The sequence below is a fragment of the Actinokineospora spheciospongiae genome (assembly GCF_003182415.1).
GTDB lineage: Bacteria > Actinomycetota > Actinomycetes > Mycobacteriales > Pseudonocardiaceae > Actinokineospora > Actinokineospora spheciospongiae.
The window spans coordinates 208216-225399 of record NZ_QHCP01000004.1; the positions used below are offsets into that span (position 1 = coordinate 208216).

At 72.9% G+C, this 17184-nt stretch carries 17 protein-coding genes; 6 read left to right on the plus strand and 11 right to left on the minus strand.

Translation table 11 applies throughout. From position 1 onward, the window contains the following. Nucleotides 1-22 precede the first annotated feature (22 nt). The 4 genes from DFQ13_RS12070 to DFQ13_RS12085 all read left to right on the plus strand — a co-directional run bounded on the left by DFQ13_RS12070 (nucleotide 23) and on the right by DFQ13_RS12085 (nucleotide 3648). Nucleotides 23-1171, plus strand: coding sequence for an acyl-CoA dehydrogenase family protein (locus DFQ13_RS12070; protein ID WP_110079851.1), 1149 nt, complete (start codon nucleotides 23-25; stop codon nucleotides 1169-1171). A 48-nt stretch (nucleotides 1172-1219) separates the two neighbouring features. Continuing rightward, complete coding sequence (locus tag DFQ13_RS12075; protein WP_110079852.1) at nucleotides 1220-2242, plus strand: methyltransferase; 1023 nt, start codon at nucleotides 1220-1222, stop codon at nucleotides 2240-2242. 66 nt (nucleotides 2243-2308) lie between these two features. Further along, nucleotides 2309-2707, plus strand: a complete 399-nt coding sequence (locus DFQ13_RS12080; protein ID WP_084175918.1) for a nuclear transport factor 2 family protein — start codon at nucleotides 2309-2311, stop codon at nucleotides 2705-2707. A gap of 8 nt (nucleotides 2708-2715) precedes the next feature. Further along, nucleotides 2716-3648, plus strand: a complete 933-nt coding sequence (locus DFQ13_RS12085; protein ID WP_110080142.1) for an NADP-dependent oxidoreductase — start codon at nucleotides 2716-2718, stop codon at nucleotides 3646-3648. Here DFQ13_RS12085 and DFQ13_RS12090 read toward each other — a convergent pair. Then, a complete protein-coding gene (locus DFQ13_RS12090; protein WP_110079853.1) occupies nucleotides 3638-4981 on the minus strand; it encodes a helix-turn-helix transcriptional regulator in 1344 nt (447 codons plus the stop codon). The two genes, DFQ13_RS12085 and DFQ13_RS12090, sit on opposite strands and share 11 nt — an antisense overlap. Before the next feature lie 162 nt (nucleotides 4982-5143). Between DFQ13_RS12090 and DFQ13_RS12095 the strand changes: the two genes are divergently transcribed. After that, complete coding sequence (locus DFQ13_RS12095; RefSeq protein WP_110079854.1) at nucleotides 5144-5917, plus strand: SDR family oxidoreductase; 774 nt, start codon at nucleotides 5144-5146, stop codon at nucleotides 5915-5917. Nucleotides 5918-6074: 157 nt separating this feature from the next. Next, nucleotides 6075-6635 carry an EF-hand domain-containing protein gene (locus DFQ13_RS12100; RefSeq protein WP_110079855.1) on the plus strand — a complete coding sequence of 187 codons (561 nt, stop codon included), beginning with the start codon at nucleotides 6075-6077 and terminating at the stop codon, nucleotides 6633-6635. Nucleotides 6636-6695: 60 nt separating this feature from the next. On the opposite strand, the gene DFQ13_RS12105 is transcribed toward DFQ13_RS12100, so the two are convergent. The 10 genes from DFQ13_RS12105 to DFQ13_RS12150 all read right to left on the minus strand — a co-directional run bounded on the left by DFQ13_RS12105 (nucleotide 6696) and on the right by DFQ13_RS12150 (nucleotide 17183). Further along, nucleotides 6696-7859, minus strand: coding sequence for an acyl-CoA dehydrogenase family protein (locus tag DFQ13_RS12105; protein ID WP_035284889.1), 1164 nt, complete (start codon nucleotides 7857-7859; stop codon nucleotides 6696-6698). A gap of 77 nt (nucleotides 7860-7936) precedes the next feature. Further along, nucleotides 7937-8884 carry a 3-hydroxyacyl-CoA dehydrogenase NAD-binding domain-containing protein gene (locus DFQ13_RS12110; protein WP_110079856.1) on the minus strand — a complete coding sequence of 316 codons (948 nt, stop codon included), beginning with the start codon at nucleotides 8882-8884 and terminating at the stop codon, nucleotides 7937-7939. Continuing rightward, nucleotides 8881-9636 carry an acetoacetate decarboxylase gene (locus tag DFQ13_RS12115; protein ID WP_407643162.1) on the minus strand — a complete coding sequence of 252 codons (756 nt, stop codon included), beginning with the start codon at nucleotides 9634-9636 and terminating at the stop codon, nucleotides 8881-8883. The genes DFQ13_RS12110 and DFQ13_RS12115 overlap by 4 nt, the downstream gene beginning before the upstream one ends. After that, nucleotides 9633-10853, minus strand: coding sequence for a CaiB/BaiF CoA transferase family protein (locus DFQ13_RS12120; protein ID WP_110079857.1), 1221 nt, complete (start codon nucleotides 10851-10853; stop codon nucleotides 9633-9635). Before DFQ13_RS12120 ends, DFQ13_RS12115 begins: the two co-directional genes overlap by 4 nt. Nucleotides 10854-10961: 108 nt before the next feature. Continuing rightward, nucleotides 10962-12023, minus strand: coding sequence for a spore photoproduct lyase family protein (locus DFQ13_RS12125; RefSeq protein WP_233438371.1), 1062 nt, complete (start codon nucleotides 12021-12023; stop codon nucleotides 10962-10964). 49 nt (nucleotides 12024-12072) lie between these two features. Continuing rightward, complete coding sequence (locus tag DFQ13_RS12130; protein ID WP_233438372.1) at nucleotides 12073-13671, minus strand: fused response regulator/phosphatase; 1599 nt, start codon at nucleotides 13669-13671, stop codon at nucleotides 12073-12075. Then, the gene (locus DFQ13_RS12135; protein ID WP_219994392.1) at nucleotides 13668-15371 is read right to left on the minus strand and encodes a sensor histidine kinase; all 1704 of its coding nucleotides are present in this window, start codon (nucleotides 15369-15371) and stop codon (nucleotides 13668-13670) included. The genes DFQ13_RS12130 and DFQ13_RS12135 overlap by 4 nt, the downstream gene beginning before the upstream one ends. Further along, nucleotides 15368-16384 (minus strand): SpoIIE family protein phosphatase, encoded by a 1017-nt coding sequence (locus tag DFQ13_RS12140; RefSeq protein ID WP_110079859.1) that lies wholly within the window; start codon nucleotides 16382-16384, stop codon nucleotides 15368-15370. Before DFQ13_RS12140 ends, DFQ13_RS12135 begins: the two co-directional genes overlap by 4 nt. Continuing rightward, entirely contained in the window at nucleotides 16372-16779 is a 408-nt protein-coding gene (locus tag DFQ13_RS12145) for an anti-sigma regulatory factor (RefSeq protein ID WP_110079860.1), read from the minus strand. Before DFQ13_RS12145 ends, DFQ13_RS12140 begins: the two co-directional genes overlap by 13 nt. Beyond that, a complete protein-coding gene (locus tag DFQ13_RS12150) occupies nucleotides 16776-17183 on the minus strand; it encodes an STAS domain-containing protein (RefSeq protein ID WP_052021388.1) in 408 nt (135 codons plus the stop codon). The genes DFQ13_RS12145 and DFQ13_RS12150 overlap by 4 nt, the downstream gene beginning before the upstream one ends. Nucleotide 17184 lies beyond the last annotated feature (1 nt).

Sequence of the window (17184 nt, forward strand, 5' to 3'; positions counted from 1 at the left end):
CAGAAGGACGAGGACACAGCAGATGCCGGAAAACGAGGTTCCCCTCTCCACCGCCGCGGTGGACGTCGCCGAGGTCGCGTCCGGGCTCTCCGCCGAGATGTACCGGCAGCGGCGGCTCGGCCCGGAGGTGTTCGAGGCCGTGCTCGGAGCGGGCTTCCTGCGGCACTTCGTCCCGGCCGGTTTCGGCGGGCGGGACGGCACGTTCCGGCAACTTCTGCCCGCGGTCGCGCTGATCGGTGAGCGGTGCCCCGCCACGGCCTGGTGCGCGTCCCTCTTCGCGAGCACCCCCAGGTTCCTCGCGCTGTTCCCGCGGGCGGCGCGGCGCGAGTTCTGGGCCGACGGGCCGGACACCGCCGTGGTCTGCTCGGTGCTCCCGTTCGGCGAGGCCGTCGCCGAACGGGACGGCTGGCGGGTGTCGGGCCGGTGGCCGTACCTGAGCGGGATCGAGTTCGCCGAGTGGGCGGTCCTGTGCGCGAAGGTGCTGGTCGACGGGGAGCCCGTGTTGAAGCTGGTGGCCGTGCCGCGGGAGGCGTGCCGGGTGGAGGAGACCTGGTTCAGCGTGGGGATGCAGGCGACCGGCAGCAACACCGCCGTGCTGGAGGACGTCTTCGTCCCCGCGCACCGGGTCGTGGGTCGGGAGACCGTGTTCGCGGGTCGCCCGGTGGACCCGGCTGGTGAACCGGCCGCCCCCGTCGCACCGCTGCCCGCGGTCAACGGCCTGACCTTCGTCGTCCCCGCGCTCGGTGCGGCGCGCGGTGCCCTCGCGCTGCTGTCCGCCCACGTCGCCCGCAAGGTCCGCGACGCGCCGGTTCTCCCGGGGGCGCCCGGGGCGCAGGGGAACCTGGCCACCTGGGAATCCGTGCTGGCGCGCTCGTCCGCCGAGATCGACGCCGTCGGGCTGCTGCTGGAGCGCATCGCCGACGTGGCCGACCGGGGGGACATCACCCCCGCGGAGGTCGCCCGCGGCGCCCGCGACGCCGCGTTCGCCATCGACGTGCTCACCGGGGCGGTCAACCGGATCTTCCGCGCCGCGGGGACTGGCGGCCAGGTGGCCGACGGCCTGCTCCAGCGGCTCTGGCGCGACGTCAACTCGATCTCCACGCACCAGGCGCTCCAGTTCGAGCCCGCCGCCCGCAACTACACCAGGACCGCCTGCGAGTCCGCGGGCTGACCGCACGCCGGGCACAGCCACCCCGATCGACGACCCGAGGAGAACAGGATGACCCGACCACAGCCCACCGCCGAGGCGATCATGCGGACCGGCATGGGGTTCCAGGCGTCGAAGACGCTGCTGAGCGCCGTCGAACTCGGTGTGTTCACCGAACTGGCCGTGCGACCGGCCGGTCTCGCCGAACTGCGCGAGCGGCTGGGCCTGCACCCGCGCGGGGCGCGCGACTTCCTCGACGCGCTGGTGGCCCTCGGGTTCCTGCGCCGGGTCGACGACGTCTACCACAACACCGAGGAGACAGCCGCCCACCTCGACCGCGCCAAGCCCGCCTACGCGCACTCGGGCGGCATGCTGGACATGGCCAACGGGCGGCTCTACCGCATCTGGGCCGACCTCACCGACTCGCTGCGGACCGGCGCCGCGCACGACGAGTCCGCCGACGGTGACCTCGACACCTACGACGCGCTCTACGCCGACCCGGTGCGGCTCAAGCAGTTCCTCGCGTCCATGACCGGGATCAGCCACGCGGCGAACACCAGGATCGCCCGGCAGGTTCCCTGGAAGGACTACGGGACCGTCGCCGACCTGGGTACCGCGCAGGGGGACCTGGTGGTCCAGGTCCTGCTGGCCAACCCCCACCTGAGCGGGATCGGCTTCGACCTGCCCGCTGCCGCGCCCGTGTTCGAGGAGTACGCGGCGGAGAACGGCTTGCGGGACCGGCTGGCGTTCGTCGGCGGCGACTTCTTCACCGACGACTTCCCGCGCGCCGACGTCGTCACCTTCGGCCACGTCCTGCACAACTGGGACCTGGAGAAGAAGAAGCTCCTGCTGCGGAAGGCGTGGGACGCGCTCCCCGAGGGCGGCGCGGTGATCGTCTACGACTCGCTCGTCGACGACGACCGCTCGGAGAACGCGTTCGCACTGCTGATGAGCCTGACCATGCTGGTGGTCACCGACGGCGGCTTCGGCTACACCGCGGCCGAGTGCACGGGCTGGATGGCCGAGGCGGGGTTCAGCCGTTCGTGGTCGGAACACCTGATCGGGCCCGATTCCATCGTCATCGGGATCAAATAGCCCTTCCGAGCGCACCGTTCCCGGTACGGTCGCTCCCACCCCGCACCCCCGAACGAGGAGACCCGCATGTCATCCGATTCCCTTGTGGCGAACAAGAAGCTCGTCGCGGACTACATCGATGCGTTCTACAACAAGAAGGACTTCGACAACGCGAAGCTGATGCTCGCCGAGGACTTCGCCAACCACCACCACGGGGTCGGGGTCGGCAGGGAGCGGACGGTGGAGACGTTCAAGGAGATGGCGGCAACCCCGTTCCCCGACTTCTCGCTGACGGTCCTGCGCGCGGTCGCGGAGGACGACCTGGTCTGGACCCACGGCGTCATCCGGGTCGCACCCGGCGTGCCGCCGGTGATCGTGGTGGACATCTGGCGGGTCCGCGACGGCCTGCTGGTGGAGCACTGGGACGTGGGGCAGGCGGTCCCCGAGGGCGCCACCCTCGACGAACTGGTGCAGGGGGTCCGGTGACGAGCACGATGCGCGCGGTCACCCAGCGGTCGTTCGGCGGGCCGGACGTCCTGGAACTCGCCGAGGTGGACCGGCCCCGGCCGCTGCTGAACGAGGTGCTCGTCCGGGTGGTCGCCGCCGGGGTCAACCCGATCGACGCCCACGTGCGCTCCGGGGCGATCCCCCTGCTCGGCGAGCCGCCGTTCACCGTCGGCTGGGACGTCTCCGGGGTGGTCGAGTCCGTTTCGCCGGGGGTGAACCGGTTCGCCCCCGGCGACGAGGTCTACGGGATGCCGTGGATTCCGCGCGCCGCCAACGGGTACGCCGAGTACGTCACGGCGCCGTCGAGGCAACTGGCCCGCAAACCCGCGACGATCGACCACGTGCGGGCCGCGGGGCTGCCGCTCGCCGGGCTGACCGCGTGGCAGGCGCTGGTGGACACCGCCGGTGTCCGCGGCGGTCAGACCGTCCTGGTCCACGGCGGCGGTGGCGGGGTGGGCCACCTGGCGGTCCAGGTCGCCAGGGCCAGGGGCGCCGCGGTCATCGCCACGGCGAGCGCCGCCAAGCACGACTTCGTCCGGGACCTGGGGGCCGACGAGGTGATCGACCACCGCGCCGCCGACTTCGCCGAGGTGGTCGCGGGGGTGGACGTCGTGCTGGACACGGTGGGCGGCGACACCGCGGTCCGGTCGCTGGACGTGCTGCGGCCCGGCGGGCTCCTGGTGACCATCGTGGAGATGACCGACGCCGGGCTGGCCGCGCGCGCGGCCGGGCGCGGCCTGCGGTTCGCGGGCGTCACCGCGGAACCGGACAGCGCGGGGTTGGCGGCGCTCGCGGACCTGGTGGACTCCGGGCGGCTGCGGGTCCACGTCGGGCACGTCGTCGCGCTGGCCGACGCCGCGCGCGCCCACGAACTGATCGCCACCGGGTCCGCCCTGGGCAAGGTCGTGCTCAGGACGTGAAGCGGCTCGGGGTGGGCCACGCGGCCTGCGCGGGCAGGTTCGGCGAGCCCACCAGGGAGGGTTCGGCGGGGAAGCCCGCGGCCCTGGCGACCGCGGCGGCCTCGCCGCGGGAGTCGACGTCGAGCTTCTTGAGGATCTTCGCCACGTGGAACTTCACCGTGTGCTCGCTGATGTGCAGGTGCTCGGCGATCACCCGGTTGCGGTGCCCGTTGACCAGGTGTTCCAGCACGTCCAACTCCCTCGGGTTGAGCACGCCCAGGGGTTGGTCGCCGTGGGACAGGTCGGGGGCGGCCAGCGGGAGCCGCACGGTCACGATCGTGCCCCACTCCGGGACCGAGTCGACGTGCAGGCTGCCGTTGTGCGCCGCCACCCGGTCGGTGAGGCGGTGCACGGTGAGCGCCTCCGCGGCCAGCGTCCCCGGGCCGTCGTCGCGCACCGTGCTGCGCAGCTCGGTGTCCTCGACCTCCCAGCAGACCCGGATGCGGTTGACCCCGCCCTGTTCGAGCATGGTCAGCACGGTGCCGCGGATGACCGCGCGGGCGGTGCGGGCGATGTCGGCGGGGATCAGCCGGTTCCGGCAGGCCACGGGGGAGAAGTCCAGGGCCACGCCGCCGTAGCGCGACAGCAGGCCCAGCATGTCGGAGAGCCTGCCGTAGGCGTCGCCGACCACCTCCTCGTGCGGCGCCGGGTCGTCGTCGTCGGTGGCCCGCAGTTCGACCATCGCCGAGGCCACGAGGTCGATGGCCGTCCGGCGCGCGGTCCGGTCGTCGAGGCCGCGGCTGCGCAGCACGCCCAGCAGGGCGGTCAGCGTGGTGGCGTGCGCGTCGGTCAGGCCCGCGATGACCCTGGCCCGCTCGCTGTTGGCGATCCACGGCGTGCTGACCGGCACCGCCGCGGGCAGCAGGTCGAGGATGCGGCTGGTGACCAGGTCCCACAGCGCCTGCACCACCGGGGGAGCGGCGGCCGGGTGGTCGCCGGTGGTGAGCACGGCCAGCAGTGCCCCGGCGGAACCCGACGGCGCCGAGGCCACCGCGAGGACGGGCCGGGGGGAGCCCGCGAGGGTGGCTTCCCCGACCCAGGGGGTGCCGACGTCGACGAGGGTGGAGAGCCTGGTCAGCTCGACGGTGGTCACCTCGCCGACGAGCGCGGCGTCCCCGTGCGCCCACATCGGTGTCTTGGGGCAGTCGCCGGAGAGCATCACCAGGGCGGTGTGCGGGAGGAAGTCCGCGGTGACCTCGGACAGGGTCGCGAGGATCTGCCGCAGCGGCGCCCGCAGCACCTGGCCCGCCGCGGCCAGCACCCGCTGTGGTTCCGCCCATCCCCCTGGTGTCATGGGTTCATGCTAGTTACCCACGGCTCACCGCTCACCACTCTTCCGGTTAGGTTAAACCAGTCGGAAGGCTAGTGGCCTGGCCGCTTCTCCACTGGTGGACTCGTGTTCCGCAGGAGGGGTGACCCCTGCGCGTTCCGGGGGATTCCAGAGGAAGGCCACGCGATGATCGACGGTCCGTACCGGGGTGAGGTGGCCCTGGTGACAGGTGCGAACAAGGGGATCGGGCTGCGGATCGCCCGGCGGCTCGGCGAGGTGGGGATGACCGTCCACCTCGGGGCCAGGGACCAGGAGCGGGGCCGCGCGGCCGAGCGGGAACTCCGGGCCGACGGGCTCGACGCCCGGTTCACCCGGATCGACGTGACGGTCCAGGAGCAGGTCGAGGCGGCTGCCGAGCGGATCGGGGCCGAGCACGGCAGGCTCGACGTCCTGGTCAACAACGCCGGGGTCGTGGTCGAGTGGGGAATCCCCACGGCGGAGATCACCGCGGAGCACATGCGCGCCGCGTTCGAGGTCAACGTGTTCGGCACGGTCGCGGTGACCAACGCGTTCATCCCGCTGCTCAGCCGCTCGGCCAACGCGCGGGTGGTGAACATCTCCAGCCCGCTGGGGTCGCTGAGCCTGCTCAGCGACCCGGAGAACCCGATCTCCACCCGCGGCCTGCTGCCCTACAGCTCCTCCAAGGCGGCCCTCAACGCGGTCACCCTCGTGTACGCGAACGCGCTGCGCGGAGAGGGCATCAAGGTCAACGCGGCCAACCCCGGCCTGGTCGCCACCGACCTCAACTCCCGCTCGCCCTTCAGCCGCGGCGTGCTCACCCCGGAGCAGGGTGCCGAAGTCCCGGTCCGACTGGCCCTGCTGCCCGAGGACGGTCCCACCGGATCGTTCCGGGGCAGTGGTGACGGTGACGGTTCGGTGGACGTGGTCGTGCCCTGGTGATCCCGCCCCGGTGCGGACCGGCCGACCGGCCGCGCCCGGCTGTCGGAGCCACGTCCACCCGATCGGGGCGCCCGGGAACCCGATCGGCCGTTGTCCGGCCGCGACCGGCGGCACCATCCTGTGTGCCGTCCGCCAACCGATCGCGTACGGAGGCCCCATGCCGGTCAACGACCTGCTCAAAGCCAAGATCAACCACGGGTTCGACCACCTGGACGTCGACGGGGACGGTCTGCTCACCGAGCAGGACCACGTCCTGATGGGCAAGCGGGCCGCCGAGGCCCTCGGGCACGCCCCCGGTTCGCCGAAGGAGCAGGAGATCGTCGACGCCTACCTGCGGGTGTGGCGCGAGCTGCACCTGCCGCACATCCCCGGCGGGGGGACCTCGATCTCGCGCGAGCAGTTCCTGGCCTCCACCGGTTCGCTGTCCGACGACCCGGAGGCCGCGCGGGCGAGCGTGGGCGCGCTGGCCCGGGCGTTCCTCGCCGTGGCCGACACCGACGCGGACGGCCGGGTGAGCCCCGCCGAGTACCTGGCGTTCCAGCGCGGGCACTTCCCCGGCCTGACCGAGGCCGAGGCCACCGAGGCGTTCGCGCACCTCGACATCGACGGCGACGGCCACCTCACCGCCGAGGAGTTCACCAGCGCCTGCGTGGAGTTCTGGTCGAGCACCGACCCGGGTGCCCCGGGCAACTGGTGGATGGGGCGGTCCTTCGCCTGATCCGACCCGCGGGTGGTCGACCCCGTCCCCGGCGGCGGGGTCGGCGCCCGGCCGGGCCGGTCAGACGAAGGCGCCCATGCCGGTGATCGCCCGGCCCACGATGAGCTGGTTGATCTCGCGGGTGCCCTCGTAGGAGTAGAGCGCCTCCGCGTCGGCGAAGAAGCGGGCCACGTTGTTGGTGAGCAGGATTCCGTTGCCGCCCAGCACTTCCCTGGCCAGCGCCACGGTCTCCCGCATGCGGGTGGTGACCACGGACTTCACCAGGGCGGAGTGCTCGTCCTTGTTGACGCCGTGGTCCTGCAACTGGGCCAGGCTGACCACGAGGGCGAGCGAGGAGGTGACGTTGCCGACCATGGTGGCCAAGTGGTCCTGGATGAGCTGGAACTTGGCGATCGGGCGGCCGAACTGGACGCGTTCGGTGGCGTAGGCCAGGGCCAGTTCATAGGCGGCCATCATGCAGCCGACCGCGCCCCAGGCGACCCCGCCGCGGGTCAGCCGCAGCACGTCGCCGGTGTCGCGGAAGCTCTCGGCGCGCTGCAACCGGTCCCGCTCGGCGACCCGGCAGTCGGTCAGCACGATGTCGGCGTTCTGCACCGTGCGCAGGGCCACCTTGTCCTCGATCTTGGTGGCGGAGAAGCCGGGGGTGCCCTTCGCCACGACGAACCCCTTGACGTGGTGGTCGGCCTCGTCCCGGGCCCAGACCACGACGAGGTCGGCGAAGGTGGCGTTGCCGATCCACCGCTTCTCCCCGTTGAGCACCCACTCGTCGCCCTCGCGGCGGGCCGTGGTCTCCAGGCCGCCCGCCACGTCGGAGCCGCCGTGCGGTTCGGTGAGCGCGAAGGCCCCGATCTTCTCCATCCGGGCCATCGCGGGCAGCCAGCGCTCGCGCTGCTCGTCGGAGCCGCACCGGTTGATGCTGCCCATCGCCAGACCGGTGTGCACGCCGTAGAAGGTGTTGATCGACGGGTCGGCCCTGCTGATCTCCAGCGCGAGGAAGCCGCTGAGCAGCCGGGTGCCGTAGTGCGCGGCCAGGCCCTCGTACCGCAGGCCCGCGATGTCCAGGGCGCGCAGGCCGTCGATGATCTGGAAGGGGAACTCCGCGCGCGACCAGTGGTCGTTGGCGATCGGTTCGACTTCGGTGCGCAGGAACTCCCGCACCCGCATGACGATGTCGCGCTCGTCCTCCGCGAGCAGGTTCTCGAAGCCGAAGAAGTCACCGGTCAGCGTCTCGAAGTGCCGGTCGCCGCTGCGGGGGAAGGTGCTCGCGCTGCTCTGCACGGCGCTCATGGTGTTCCTCTCGGTCAGGTGTCGGTCCGCGCCTGCGCGCGGGCGTTGAGGACGGCGATCTCCCGCAGGTCCCTGGCGCGGGTCAGGTCCGCGTAGTCGTGCCCGGCGTAGGCGCCCTCGGTGGCCTCGACGAGCCGCGCGATGACCTCGTCGGTGAGTTCGGGTGTGCCGAGGTCGCGCCAGCGGCGGGCCATGCCGGGGCCGAGGTGTTCCAGGAAGTGCCGGAAACCGCCGGGGCCACCGCCGAGGTGGTAGCTCAGGAACGGGCCGCCGGTCGCCCAGCGCGGCCCCACCGACTCGGTGACCACCGTGTCCAGTTCGGCCGGGGTGACCACGCCGCGCAGCACCAGGTCGACGGCCTCGCGGAACATGGCCGACTGCAGGCGGTTGGCGACGAACCCGGGCGTCTCCTTGCGCACGTGCACCGGGACCTTGCCCAGGCCCCGGTACAGGGCCATGGCCCGCTCGACGGTGTCCGGGGAGGTCCGACGACCCGCCACGACCTCCACCAGCGGCAGCAGGTGCGGCGGGTTGAACGGGTGGGCCACCACCACGCGCGCGGCGGCGTCGTCGGTGAGGTGTTCGGCGATGTCGCTGGGTTGCAGGCCGGAGGTGGAGGAGGCGAGCAGCGCGCCCGCCGGGGCGGCGGCGGCGAGGTCGGCGAACAGCCGCTGCTTGAACCCCAGGTCCTCGGGGCCGTTCTCCTGCACCAGGTCCACCGTGTTCACCGCCGCGCCCAGTTCGGTGTGCACCCGCACCCGCCGTTCCAGCACCTCGGCCGCCACCGGTTCGAGCAGCGTCGGGGCGAACTGGCGCAGGCCCCCGGCCACCGCCTCTTCCAGGTCGGGCCGCGGGTCCTGGATGTGCACCGACCAACCGTGCGCGGCGAACAGGACGGCCCAGGACAGCCCGATGGTGCCCGCCCCGATCACCGCGACCGTGCCGGGGGAGTCGGCGCTCACAGGTCCTCCAGGTAGTCGTGCACCGGGTGCACCGGTTCCAGGGTCAGGTCGGTGCGCACGTGCGACGCGGCCACGACCTCCCGCACCGGCAGGTCGGCCAGCGGCGCCAGGACGTGCTCGAACAGGTGCAGCCGGGCGGGACCGGACCATGCCTCGTGCACGACGACGTCGGTGATCCGGGTGCGCACCAGGTCGCACACCTGCGGCCGGGGGCCGTAGCCCGCCACGATCTTGACCATGAACGTGGGCACGGTGATCTGCGCTCCGGCTTCGGCGAGGTCCATCGGCCGGTGCTTGTAGGCCATGGTCGCGGCGGCGACCCGCAGCGAGCCGACGTCCAGGGTGCCGACCAGCGCCCCCTCCTCGACCCGCAACGCGGGCTTGCCCGGCCCCTTCGGGTAGGCGCTGCTCTCGCGGCCCGCCGCGGTGCCCGCGAAGCTGTCGAGGTACATCGCGTGCAGGTACTCGCCGCGCTCGCCATCGAAGGACACCGGGATCGCCTGCCCGCACTCGGTGTACGGCCCGAAACCCGGGACGTCGCCCATCCGCATCACCTCGAACCGCACCAGGTCGTCCTCGACCTCCAGCGGCTCGGGCACGACCCGCCGCAGGGCGTCCGGGTCGGTGCGGTAGACGACGTTGAGGTACTCGCGGTCGGTGAACCTGCGGCGGACCCGCGCGTAGGGCGGCGCGGTGAGCGGGGTGGTGCCCGCCGCCACGATGTCCTCGGCCGTCAGCCGCCCGGTGCTCACGCGCCGGTCCCCGGCGTGCCGACCACGGACTTGGCCACCAGGTCAGCGATCGCCTCGGCGTCGTAGCCCAGCTCGGTGAGCAGTTCGGTGGTGTGCTGGCCGAGCGCCGGGGTGTGGCTGCGGATCGTCGGCGGCGTCCCGGAGAACCCCAGCGGGTTGCCGACCACGCGGTAGGCCCCCTCGGTCGGGTGCTCGGCCACCGACAGCAGACCGCCCCCGGTGAAGTACGGGTCCTCGGCGGCGTGGTCGAGGTCGAGCACGGGGGAGAAGGGGATGCTGTTGTCGGCGCAGATCCGCGCCCACTGCGCCGTGGTCCGCTCCGGCGCCAGTTGCTCGATCAGCTCGTAGAGGTCGGAGTAGTGCCGGACGAGCTGCCCGGAGGTGGCGAACCGCTCGTCCCCGGCGAGGTCGGGCCGGTCGATCGCGGTGAAGAAGTTGCGGATGTCGCGGGGGGTGTAGGGGATGATGCACGCCCAGCCGTCCGCTGTGGACATCGCGCGGTGACCCGCGGACAGCGAGCGCGGGAACCCCACCGGCCCGGCAGGCGGCTCGAAGGTCTGCCCGGCCAGGTGTTCCACCAGGTTGAACGCGAGCATGGTGTCGGTCATCGGCACCTCGACGTGCTGGCCCGCACCGGTGGCGCGCTGGTGGATCACCGCGATCAGCGCGGCGTAGACGATGGTCAGCGCGCACACCTTGTCCGCCAGGATGGTCGGCACGTAGGTGGGCGTCCCGGTGGCCCGGCGCATCAGGTCGGCGAGGCCGGACCCGGACTGCACGATCTCGTCGTAGGCCGCGTGGTCGGCCCGGTCCGAGTTCCCGCGGAAACCCTGCGCGGAGCAGTACACCAGCCTCGGGTTGACCGCGGCGAGCGATTCGTAGTCCAACCCCAGCCGCCGCAGCCCGCCCGGTCGGGTGTTGGTGATCAGCACGTCGGCGCTGCGCACCAGGTCCAGGAACACCTCCCGGCCCTCGGCGGACTTGAGGTCCAGCGACAGGCTGCGCTTGTTGCGGTTGACGTTGAGGGCCAGCGCGCCCATGCCCTCGTGCCGCTGCGGGTGGGTGAAGCGCGTCATGTCCCCGGCCGGTGGCTCGACCTTGATCACGTCGGCGCCGAAGTCACCGAGGATCTGCGCCGCGTACGGGCCCATCACCACGGCCGCCATGTCGATCACCCGGATGCCCCGCAGAGCCGCGGTGGGCTCGGCTGCGCTCATGTCGGTCCCTCTTCCTCGACGTCGGCATTCCGCTACGTCTACCCGGCGCTGGGCCGGTGACACATCGCCGAGGGGGTTTCACCTGACGGGAGGGGTCCGCCGAGCGGATCAGAAGGCGTAGCGGACGCGCAGGTACGGGGCGCACTCGGTGACGAGGGCGAGGAACTGGTCGAGGAATTGGCGCTTGAGGCCCGCGCGGTAGCGCACGTTCGCGGCGCCGTTCTCGCTGCGCTTGGGTTCCTGCAGGCGCGGCTGCCACAGGAGGTCTTCCGCGCGCGGGTGCCAGGCGAGGTTCACCTGGTGCAGGGCCAGGTTGTGGGTGAGCATGATGACCTCGGCGGCGAGCTGGGCCTTCGTGGTGGGGGAGGTGGCCTCGCCCAGGGTGGTGAGCAGTTCGCGCCAGTCGGCGAGCCAGTTGTCGTGCACGACGACGGGGCTGAGGTTGAGGTGGACCTCGTAGCCCGCCGCGACGAAGTCGTCGATGGCGGCCAAGCGCTCGGGGACCGGGGTGGTGCGGATGTCGAGCAGCTTCGCCGTGGCCTCGGGCATCAGGGAGAAGCGGACGCGGGTGCGGCCAGCCGGGTCCCAGTCGAGCAGGTCGCGGTTGACGTACTTGGTGGCGAAGGACGCCTTCGCGGTCGGCTGGGTGCGGAAGAGCGCCACCAGGTCGCGGACGTTGTCGCTGACCAGGGCGTCGGCCGAGCAGTCGGAGTTCTCGCCGATGTCGTAGACCCAGGCGTGCGGGTCGCACTGGTCCGGGGCGGGCTTGGGGCCCTGGCGGGCGATGTGCCGGGCCAGGTAGCCGGTGATCTGCTCGATGTTGGCGAAGACGGTGATCGGGTTGGAGTAGCCCTTGCGGCGGGGCACGTAGCAGTACGCGCAGGCCATGGCGCACCCGTTGGCCGTCGACGGGGCGATGAAGTCGGCGGAGCGGCCGTTGGGGCGGGCGGCGAGGGACTTCTTGACCCCCAGCACCAGCGCCTCCCGCTTGATCCGCACCCAGCGCCGGGCGTTGGCCTCGTCGCCGTGCAGCTCCGGGATGCGCCAGTGGCTCTCGACCTCCACGCGCTCGGCGTCGGGGAAGCGCTCCAGCACGGCCCGGCCACGCGGCAGCTCGGCGGCGGCGGGCTCCACGTAGATGCGGGTCGGGTTGAGCAGGGGCGCGGTCACGGTTCCAGTATCCGGGATGGACCGACATTCCGCGGTGGGCGCCGCGCCCTCAGGTGCGGCGCAGGACCACCAGGGCGATGTCGTCGTCCTTGTCCCGGCCGAAGGTGGCCAGGAGGCGGCGGCAGACGGCTTCCGGCTGCTCACCGGGGTCCATGGACGCGCGGAGGGTCTCCAGGTCGTCGTCGAGGGGAACGGCCCGGCGCTCGACGAGCCCGTCGGTCATCAGCACGATCGTGGAGCCCCTGGAGAACGCGATGGTGGTGGCCTCGGGCCGGGGGACCTCGATGCCGAGGATCGCGCCGGGCAGGGGCAGGTAGGCGGCGTGCTCGTCGTCGATGAGCAGGGGCGGGATGTGGCCCGCGTTGGCGATGGTGGCGGTCTCCGCCGCCAGGTCGAGCAGGATCAGGCACAGGGTGGTCAGGCCGGTGGGGTGGAAGCGGCAGACCATCGCGTTGAGCAGGGCGATGATCTCGGTGGGGGTGTGGCCCTCGATGGCGTAGGCGCGCAGGGCGTGCCGGACCTCGCCCATGACCGTCGCCGCCTCGATCGAGTGGCCGGTGACGTCGCCGATGGCCACCAGCACACCGGTGTCGAGCTCGGTGACCTCGTAGAAGTCGCCGCCGACCTGGGCGACGCTGGAGGCGGGGACGTAGCGGGCGGCCATGGTGAGGCCGGGCACGACCGGCAGGCGGCTCGGCAGCAGGCTGCGCTGCAACGACAGGGCGATGTCGTGCTCGTCGGTGTAGGCGAGCAGGCCGCGGGCGGCGACGGCGGTGGTCTGGCCGAGCTGGATCAGCAGGTCGCGTTCCTCGCCGGTGGTGACCGCCGCCGCGGGCAGGGCCACGCAGGTGGCGGGCTGCTCGGGGTCGGTGTGCACGACGGCGGCGGTGACCTCCGCCGCGGGCCACTGCTCGCCGGGGTCGGTGAAGGTGACCAGTTGCACGGTGTTGGTGGGGTCCAGTGCGGACCGCGGTGGCCCCGGGGTGGCCCGCCACTGCGGCACCAGCGGGTCGGGGTGCTCGGCTCGGGTGGTGACCGGCCTGTCCGGCCCCTCGCCGCAGCCCCACAGGTGCGCGCCGCTGGGCAGCACGACCAGGACCGTCACCGGCTGGCCCAGGACCGCCGTCGCCCCGCGCACCGCGGCGGCGAGCAGGGCGGGGAAGGTGCGGGCGGTGTTGATCTCCAGCCCGGCCTCGGTGAGCCTGCTCAGCCTGCCCGCCAGGTTCTCCGCCGCCGCGCGGGCCCGGTAGTAGCGCAGCGCCGCCTTCACCGTGGCCTGCAACTCGCCGGGATCGATCGGTTCGCTGAGGTAGGCGTCCGCGCCCCGGGTCAGGCCGGTGGCGCGGTCGCCCGCCTCGACGTGGCTCGCCGACACGTGCACCACCGGGATCGCCGCGGTGGCCGCGTCGCCCTTGAGCACCTCGCACACGTCGAAGCCGCTCATGTCCGGCAGGTTCACGTCCAGGATCACCAGGTCGACGACCTCGTCGCGGACGGTGTCCAGGGCGGCGCGGCCGGTGGCGGCCTCCAGCACCTCGTGCCCGGCGCGGCGCAGCCAGCCACCGGTGATGTAGCGGTTGGCCTCGGTGTCGTCGACCACCAGGATGCGCGCGGGGGCGTCCGGGTCGACGCGGTTCACAGTCGTCACAGGTCCGCCAGTGCTCGCCGGATCGCCTCCCGGACCGAGTCCGTCGAGAGGCGGGACTTGTGCAGCGTGGCCACCGGTGCCTCCTCGCCGTCGTCAGACGGTACCGCTTCCGCCGCGGACAGCGCCACGACGGCGATCCCCGCCGCGACCAGCGCGTCCAGCAGGGCGTCCGCCTCGGGGGGCGCCAGGTCGAGCACCACCAGCCCGGGCCGCTCGGAGGTGACCGCGGCGGCCAGGTCGGCGGGGGCGACCGGGACGCAGGGGCCGTCGCCGAGCGCCGCCACGACGCTGGTCAGGCGACCGCGCAGGGTGTCGTCGTCGGTGACCACCAGCACCGTGCCGACGTCGGGCAGCGGCTCCGGGCTGGGCAGCCGCACGGTCACCTCGGTGCCCACCCCCGCCCGGCTGCTCAGCTCCAGCGAGCCGCCGAGCACCTGCGCCAGGGTGCGCGCGTACGGCAGGCCGAGGCCGGTGCCGGGGCTGCGCGCCTGCAACGGGTTGGGCACCTGGTGGAACTCCTCGAAGACGCGGTCGAGGTGCTCGGCGTCGATGCCGATGCCGGTGTCGGTGACCCGGAACACCCAGTCGCCGCCCGCGTCGACCTCGACCGCGACGCGGACGCTGCCCCGCTCGGTGAACTTGAGGCTGTTGGAGACCAGGTTGCGCAGGATGTGGACGAGCAGCTTCTCGTCGGTCACCAGCGTCGCCGCGGGTGCCTCGACGAAGACCAGGTCGACCCCGGAGGCCGCGGTGGTGGCCACGAACATGTCCCGCACCTGCGCGAACAGCAGCCGGGGGTCGACCGGGGCGAGGACCGGGACCAGCCTGCCGGACTCGGCCTTGGCCACGTCCAGCAGCTCGTTGACCAGTGCCAGCAGCCCCGCCCCCGAGCGCTCGACCAGCTCGAGCTGGCGGCGCTGGTCGTCGGTCAGCGGGTCGGCGCCGGGGCCCAGCAGCAGCCGGGCCAGGCCGACGATGGCGTTGACCGGGGTGCGCACCTCGTGGCTGACGTTGGACCAGAACCGGTTCTTGGCCGTGCTGGCCCGGTTCAGCTCGATCGTCTTGTTGTCCAGCTCGGCGTAGAGGGCGACGACACCGCGGTTGGTCTCCTCCAGCTCCTCGGTGAGCTGGCTGTAGAGCGCCATCACGCCGCGGTTGGTCTCCTCCAGCTCCTCGTTGACGTGCACCAGCTCGCGGCGCTTGGCCTCCAGGGCGTCCAGCGTCGCCAGCAGTTCCTCGTTCTGCGTCCGCAACTCGTCGGCGGCCTCCCGGCCGGTGAGCGCGTCCACCGCCTCCCGCAGGCGGGTCAACTGCTTGCCGCTGAGCGCGGGGGCTCCCGGCGGCAGGTTCTTGGTGACGGTGATGGTCAGCGCGAGGTCCGCCTCCTCGGCGGCGAACTCGTCGAGCAGGCGCTGCGCGGTCTTCCAGCCCGGCTGGTCGGCCTCGTTCCCCTTGGCCGCGGTCCGCAGCCGCACCCGGAGCGCGTGGTCGGTCACCTCGAACTCCACCACCAGCGGCACCTCCCCGGTGAGCAGGATGCGCCCGAGGTCGCTGAGCGCGGTGGCCACCCTGATCCGGTCCTGGAACTCCAGCCCCACCGCCGCCGCGACCTCCCGGCCGCACTGGCGGAGCTGGAACACCGACTGCCCACCCGACAGCGTCAGCCGCAGCAGGCTGGTCGGCTTCCCCCCGGCCGTCATGCCCGCTCCGCCCGGGCCACCAGCACGCTCGCGTCGTCGCGGCGCACCCCGGCGTCGCGCAGCAGGGTCAGCGCGACCACCAGCGGCGGGTGCGCGCCCAGGCCGGGGGCCAGCTCCCACCGGTCGGTGAGCCCGTCGGAGTGCAGCACCACCACCGCGCCCGGTGGCAGCGGGTACTCGAACATCCGCACCGAGCGGGCCTGGTACCCGGCGATCCCGGGCAGCGACACCATGCCGCGCCTGCGCTCGGCCACCACCGACCCGCCGATGTTGCCCAGGCCCGCGTAGCGCACCACACCCCGGTCCTGGTCCAGTTCGGCGACGGCCACCGCCCCGCCCCGACTGCCGGACATCGCCTCGTGCAGGCGGCGCACCATCGCGTCCGGCGCGGTCGGCGCCGAGCCCAGGAACGCCCGCACCGCCAGGGCGGACGCGGTGGCCGCGAGCGGGCCGTGCCCGGACCCGTCGCACAGCAGCAGCCCGAGCCTGCCGCCGTCGCGGCGGACCGCGTAGGCGTCGCCGCAGGCCCCCTCACCGGTCATCGGCCTGGTCACCCCGGCGAACGGCTCCCGCGGCACCGGCCCGCGGCCCGGGGTGAACAGCGCGGTCAGGACCGTGCCGTCCGAGCCGGAGCGCACCGCGGTGGCGTCGGCGAGCCTGCGCACCGCGCCCAGCCCGATGCCCAGCGTGCCGGTGGTGGAGTGCCCGTCGAGGAAGGCCAGCCCGGTGCTCGACATCCCCGGGCCGTGGTCGACGGTGGCCACCTCGACCGCCGAGGTGTCCCCGGTGCGCACCTCCCGCAGCAGCAGCGAGCCGCGGTCGGCGTGCTTGTGCAGGTTGGAGGCCAGTTCCATCGTCGCCAGCCCGACCTCGGCGCCCCGGCTGCCGGAGAACCCCAGCCGCTCGGCCAGGGCCGCCGCGGCCCGGCGCGCGGTGCCCGCGGTGACCCGGTCGTCGATCCGGAACCAGGCGACATCCTCGGTCACCGGGGGCTCGGCGGTCACCGCGACCACTTGACGATGGTCACCGTCGTGCCCCGGCCGACCTCGGTGTCCAGGGTGAACTCGTCGACCAGCCTGCGGCTGCCGCTGAGGCCCAGGCCCATGCCCTTGCCGCTGGTCCAGCCCTCGGTCAGGGCCAGGTCGAGGTCGGGGATGCCAGGACCCTCGTCGACGAACCGGGCGCGGATGCCGACCCGTCTGCCGTTGGTGGGCATGTCGATCACGACCCGCCCGCCGCCGCCGTAGGTCAGGGTGTTGCGGGCCAGTTCGCTGGCGGCGGTGACGACCTTCGTCTGGTCGACCAGCGACAGCTTGGCCTCCTGCGCCCTGGTGCGCACCAGTTGCCTGATCCGCACGATGTCCTCGTCCGCGCCGATCGGCAGCTCGATCGCCGCCGCGGCGGTCACCGGTCGACCGGCTGGTCGTCGTCGGCGCGGCCGAGGACGTCGGAGCGGGTACCGCCGATCTGGCGCAGGATCGCCAGGCCCTTCTCCAGGTTGAGCGCGGTGCGCACGTTGCCCAGCGTCAGCCCCAGCTCCACCAGCGTGATCGCCACCGCCGGGCGCATGCCGACGACCACGGTGGTGGCGTCGAACAGCCGCGAGGTGGAGGCGATGGTGGCGAACATCCGGCCGATGAACGAGTCGACGATGTCGACCGCGGAGATGTCGATGACCACACCCCGGGCGCCGGTGTCGCAGATCTGCTCGGACAGGTCTTCCTGCAACGCGAGCACGTCGCGGTCCTGCAGGTCGATCTGGATGGAGACCAGCAGCACGTCGCCGATCTTGAGGATGGGGATGCGCTCCACG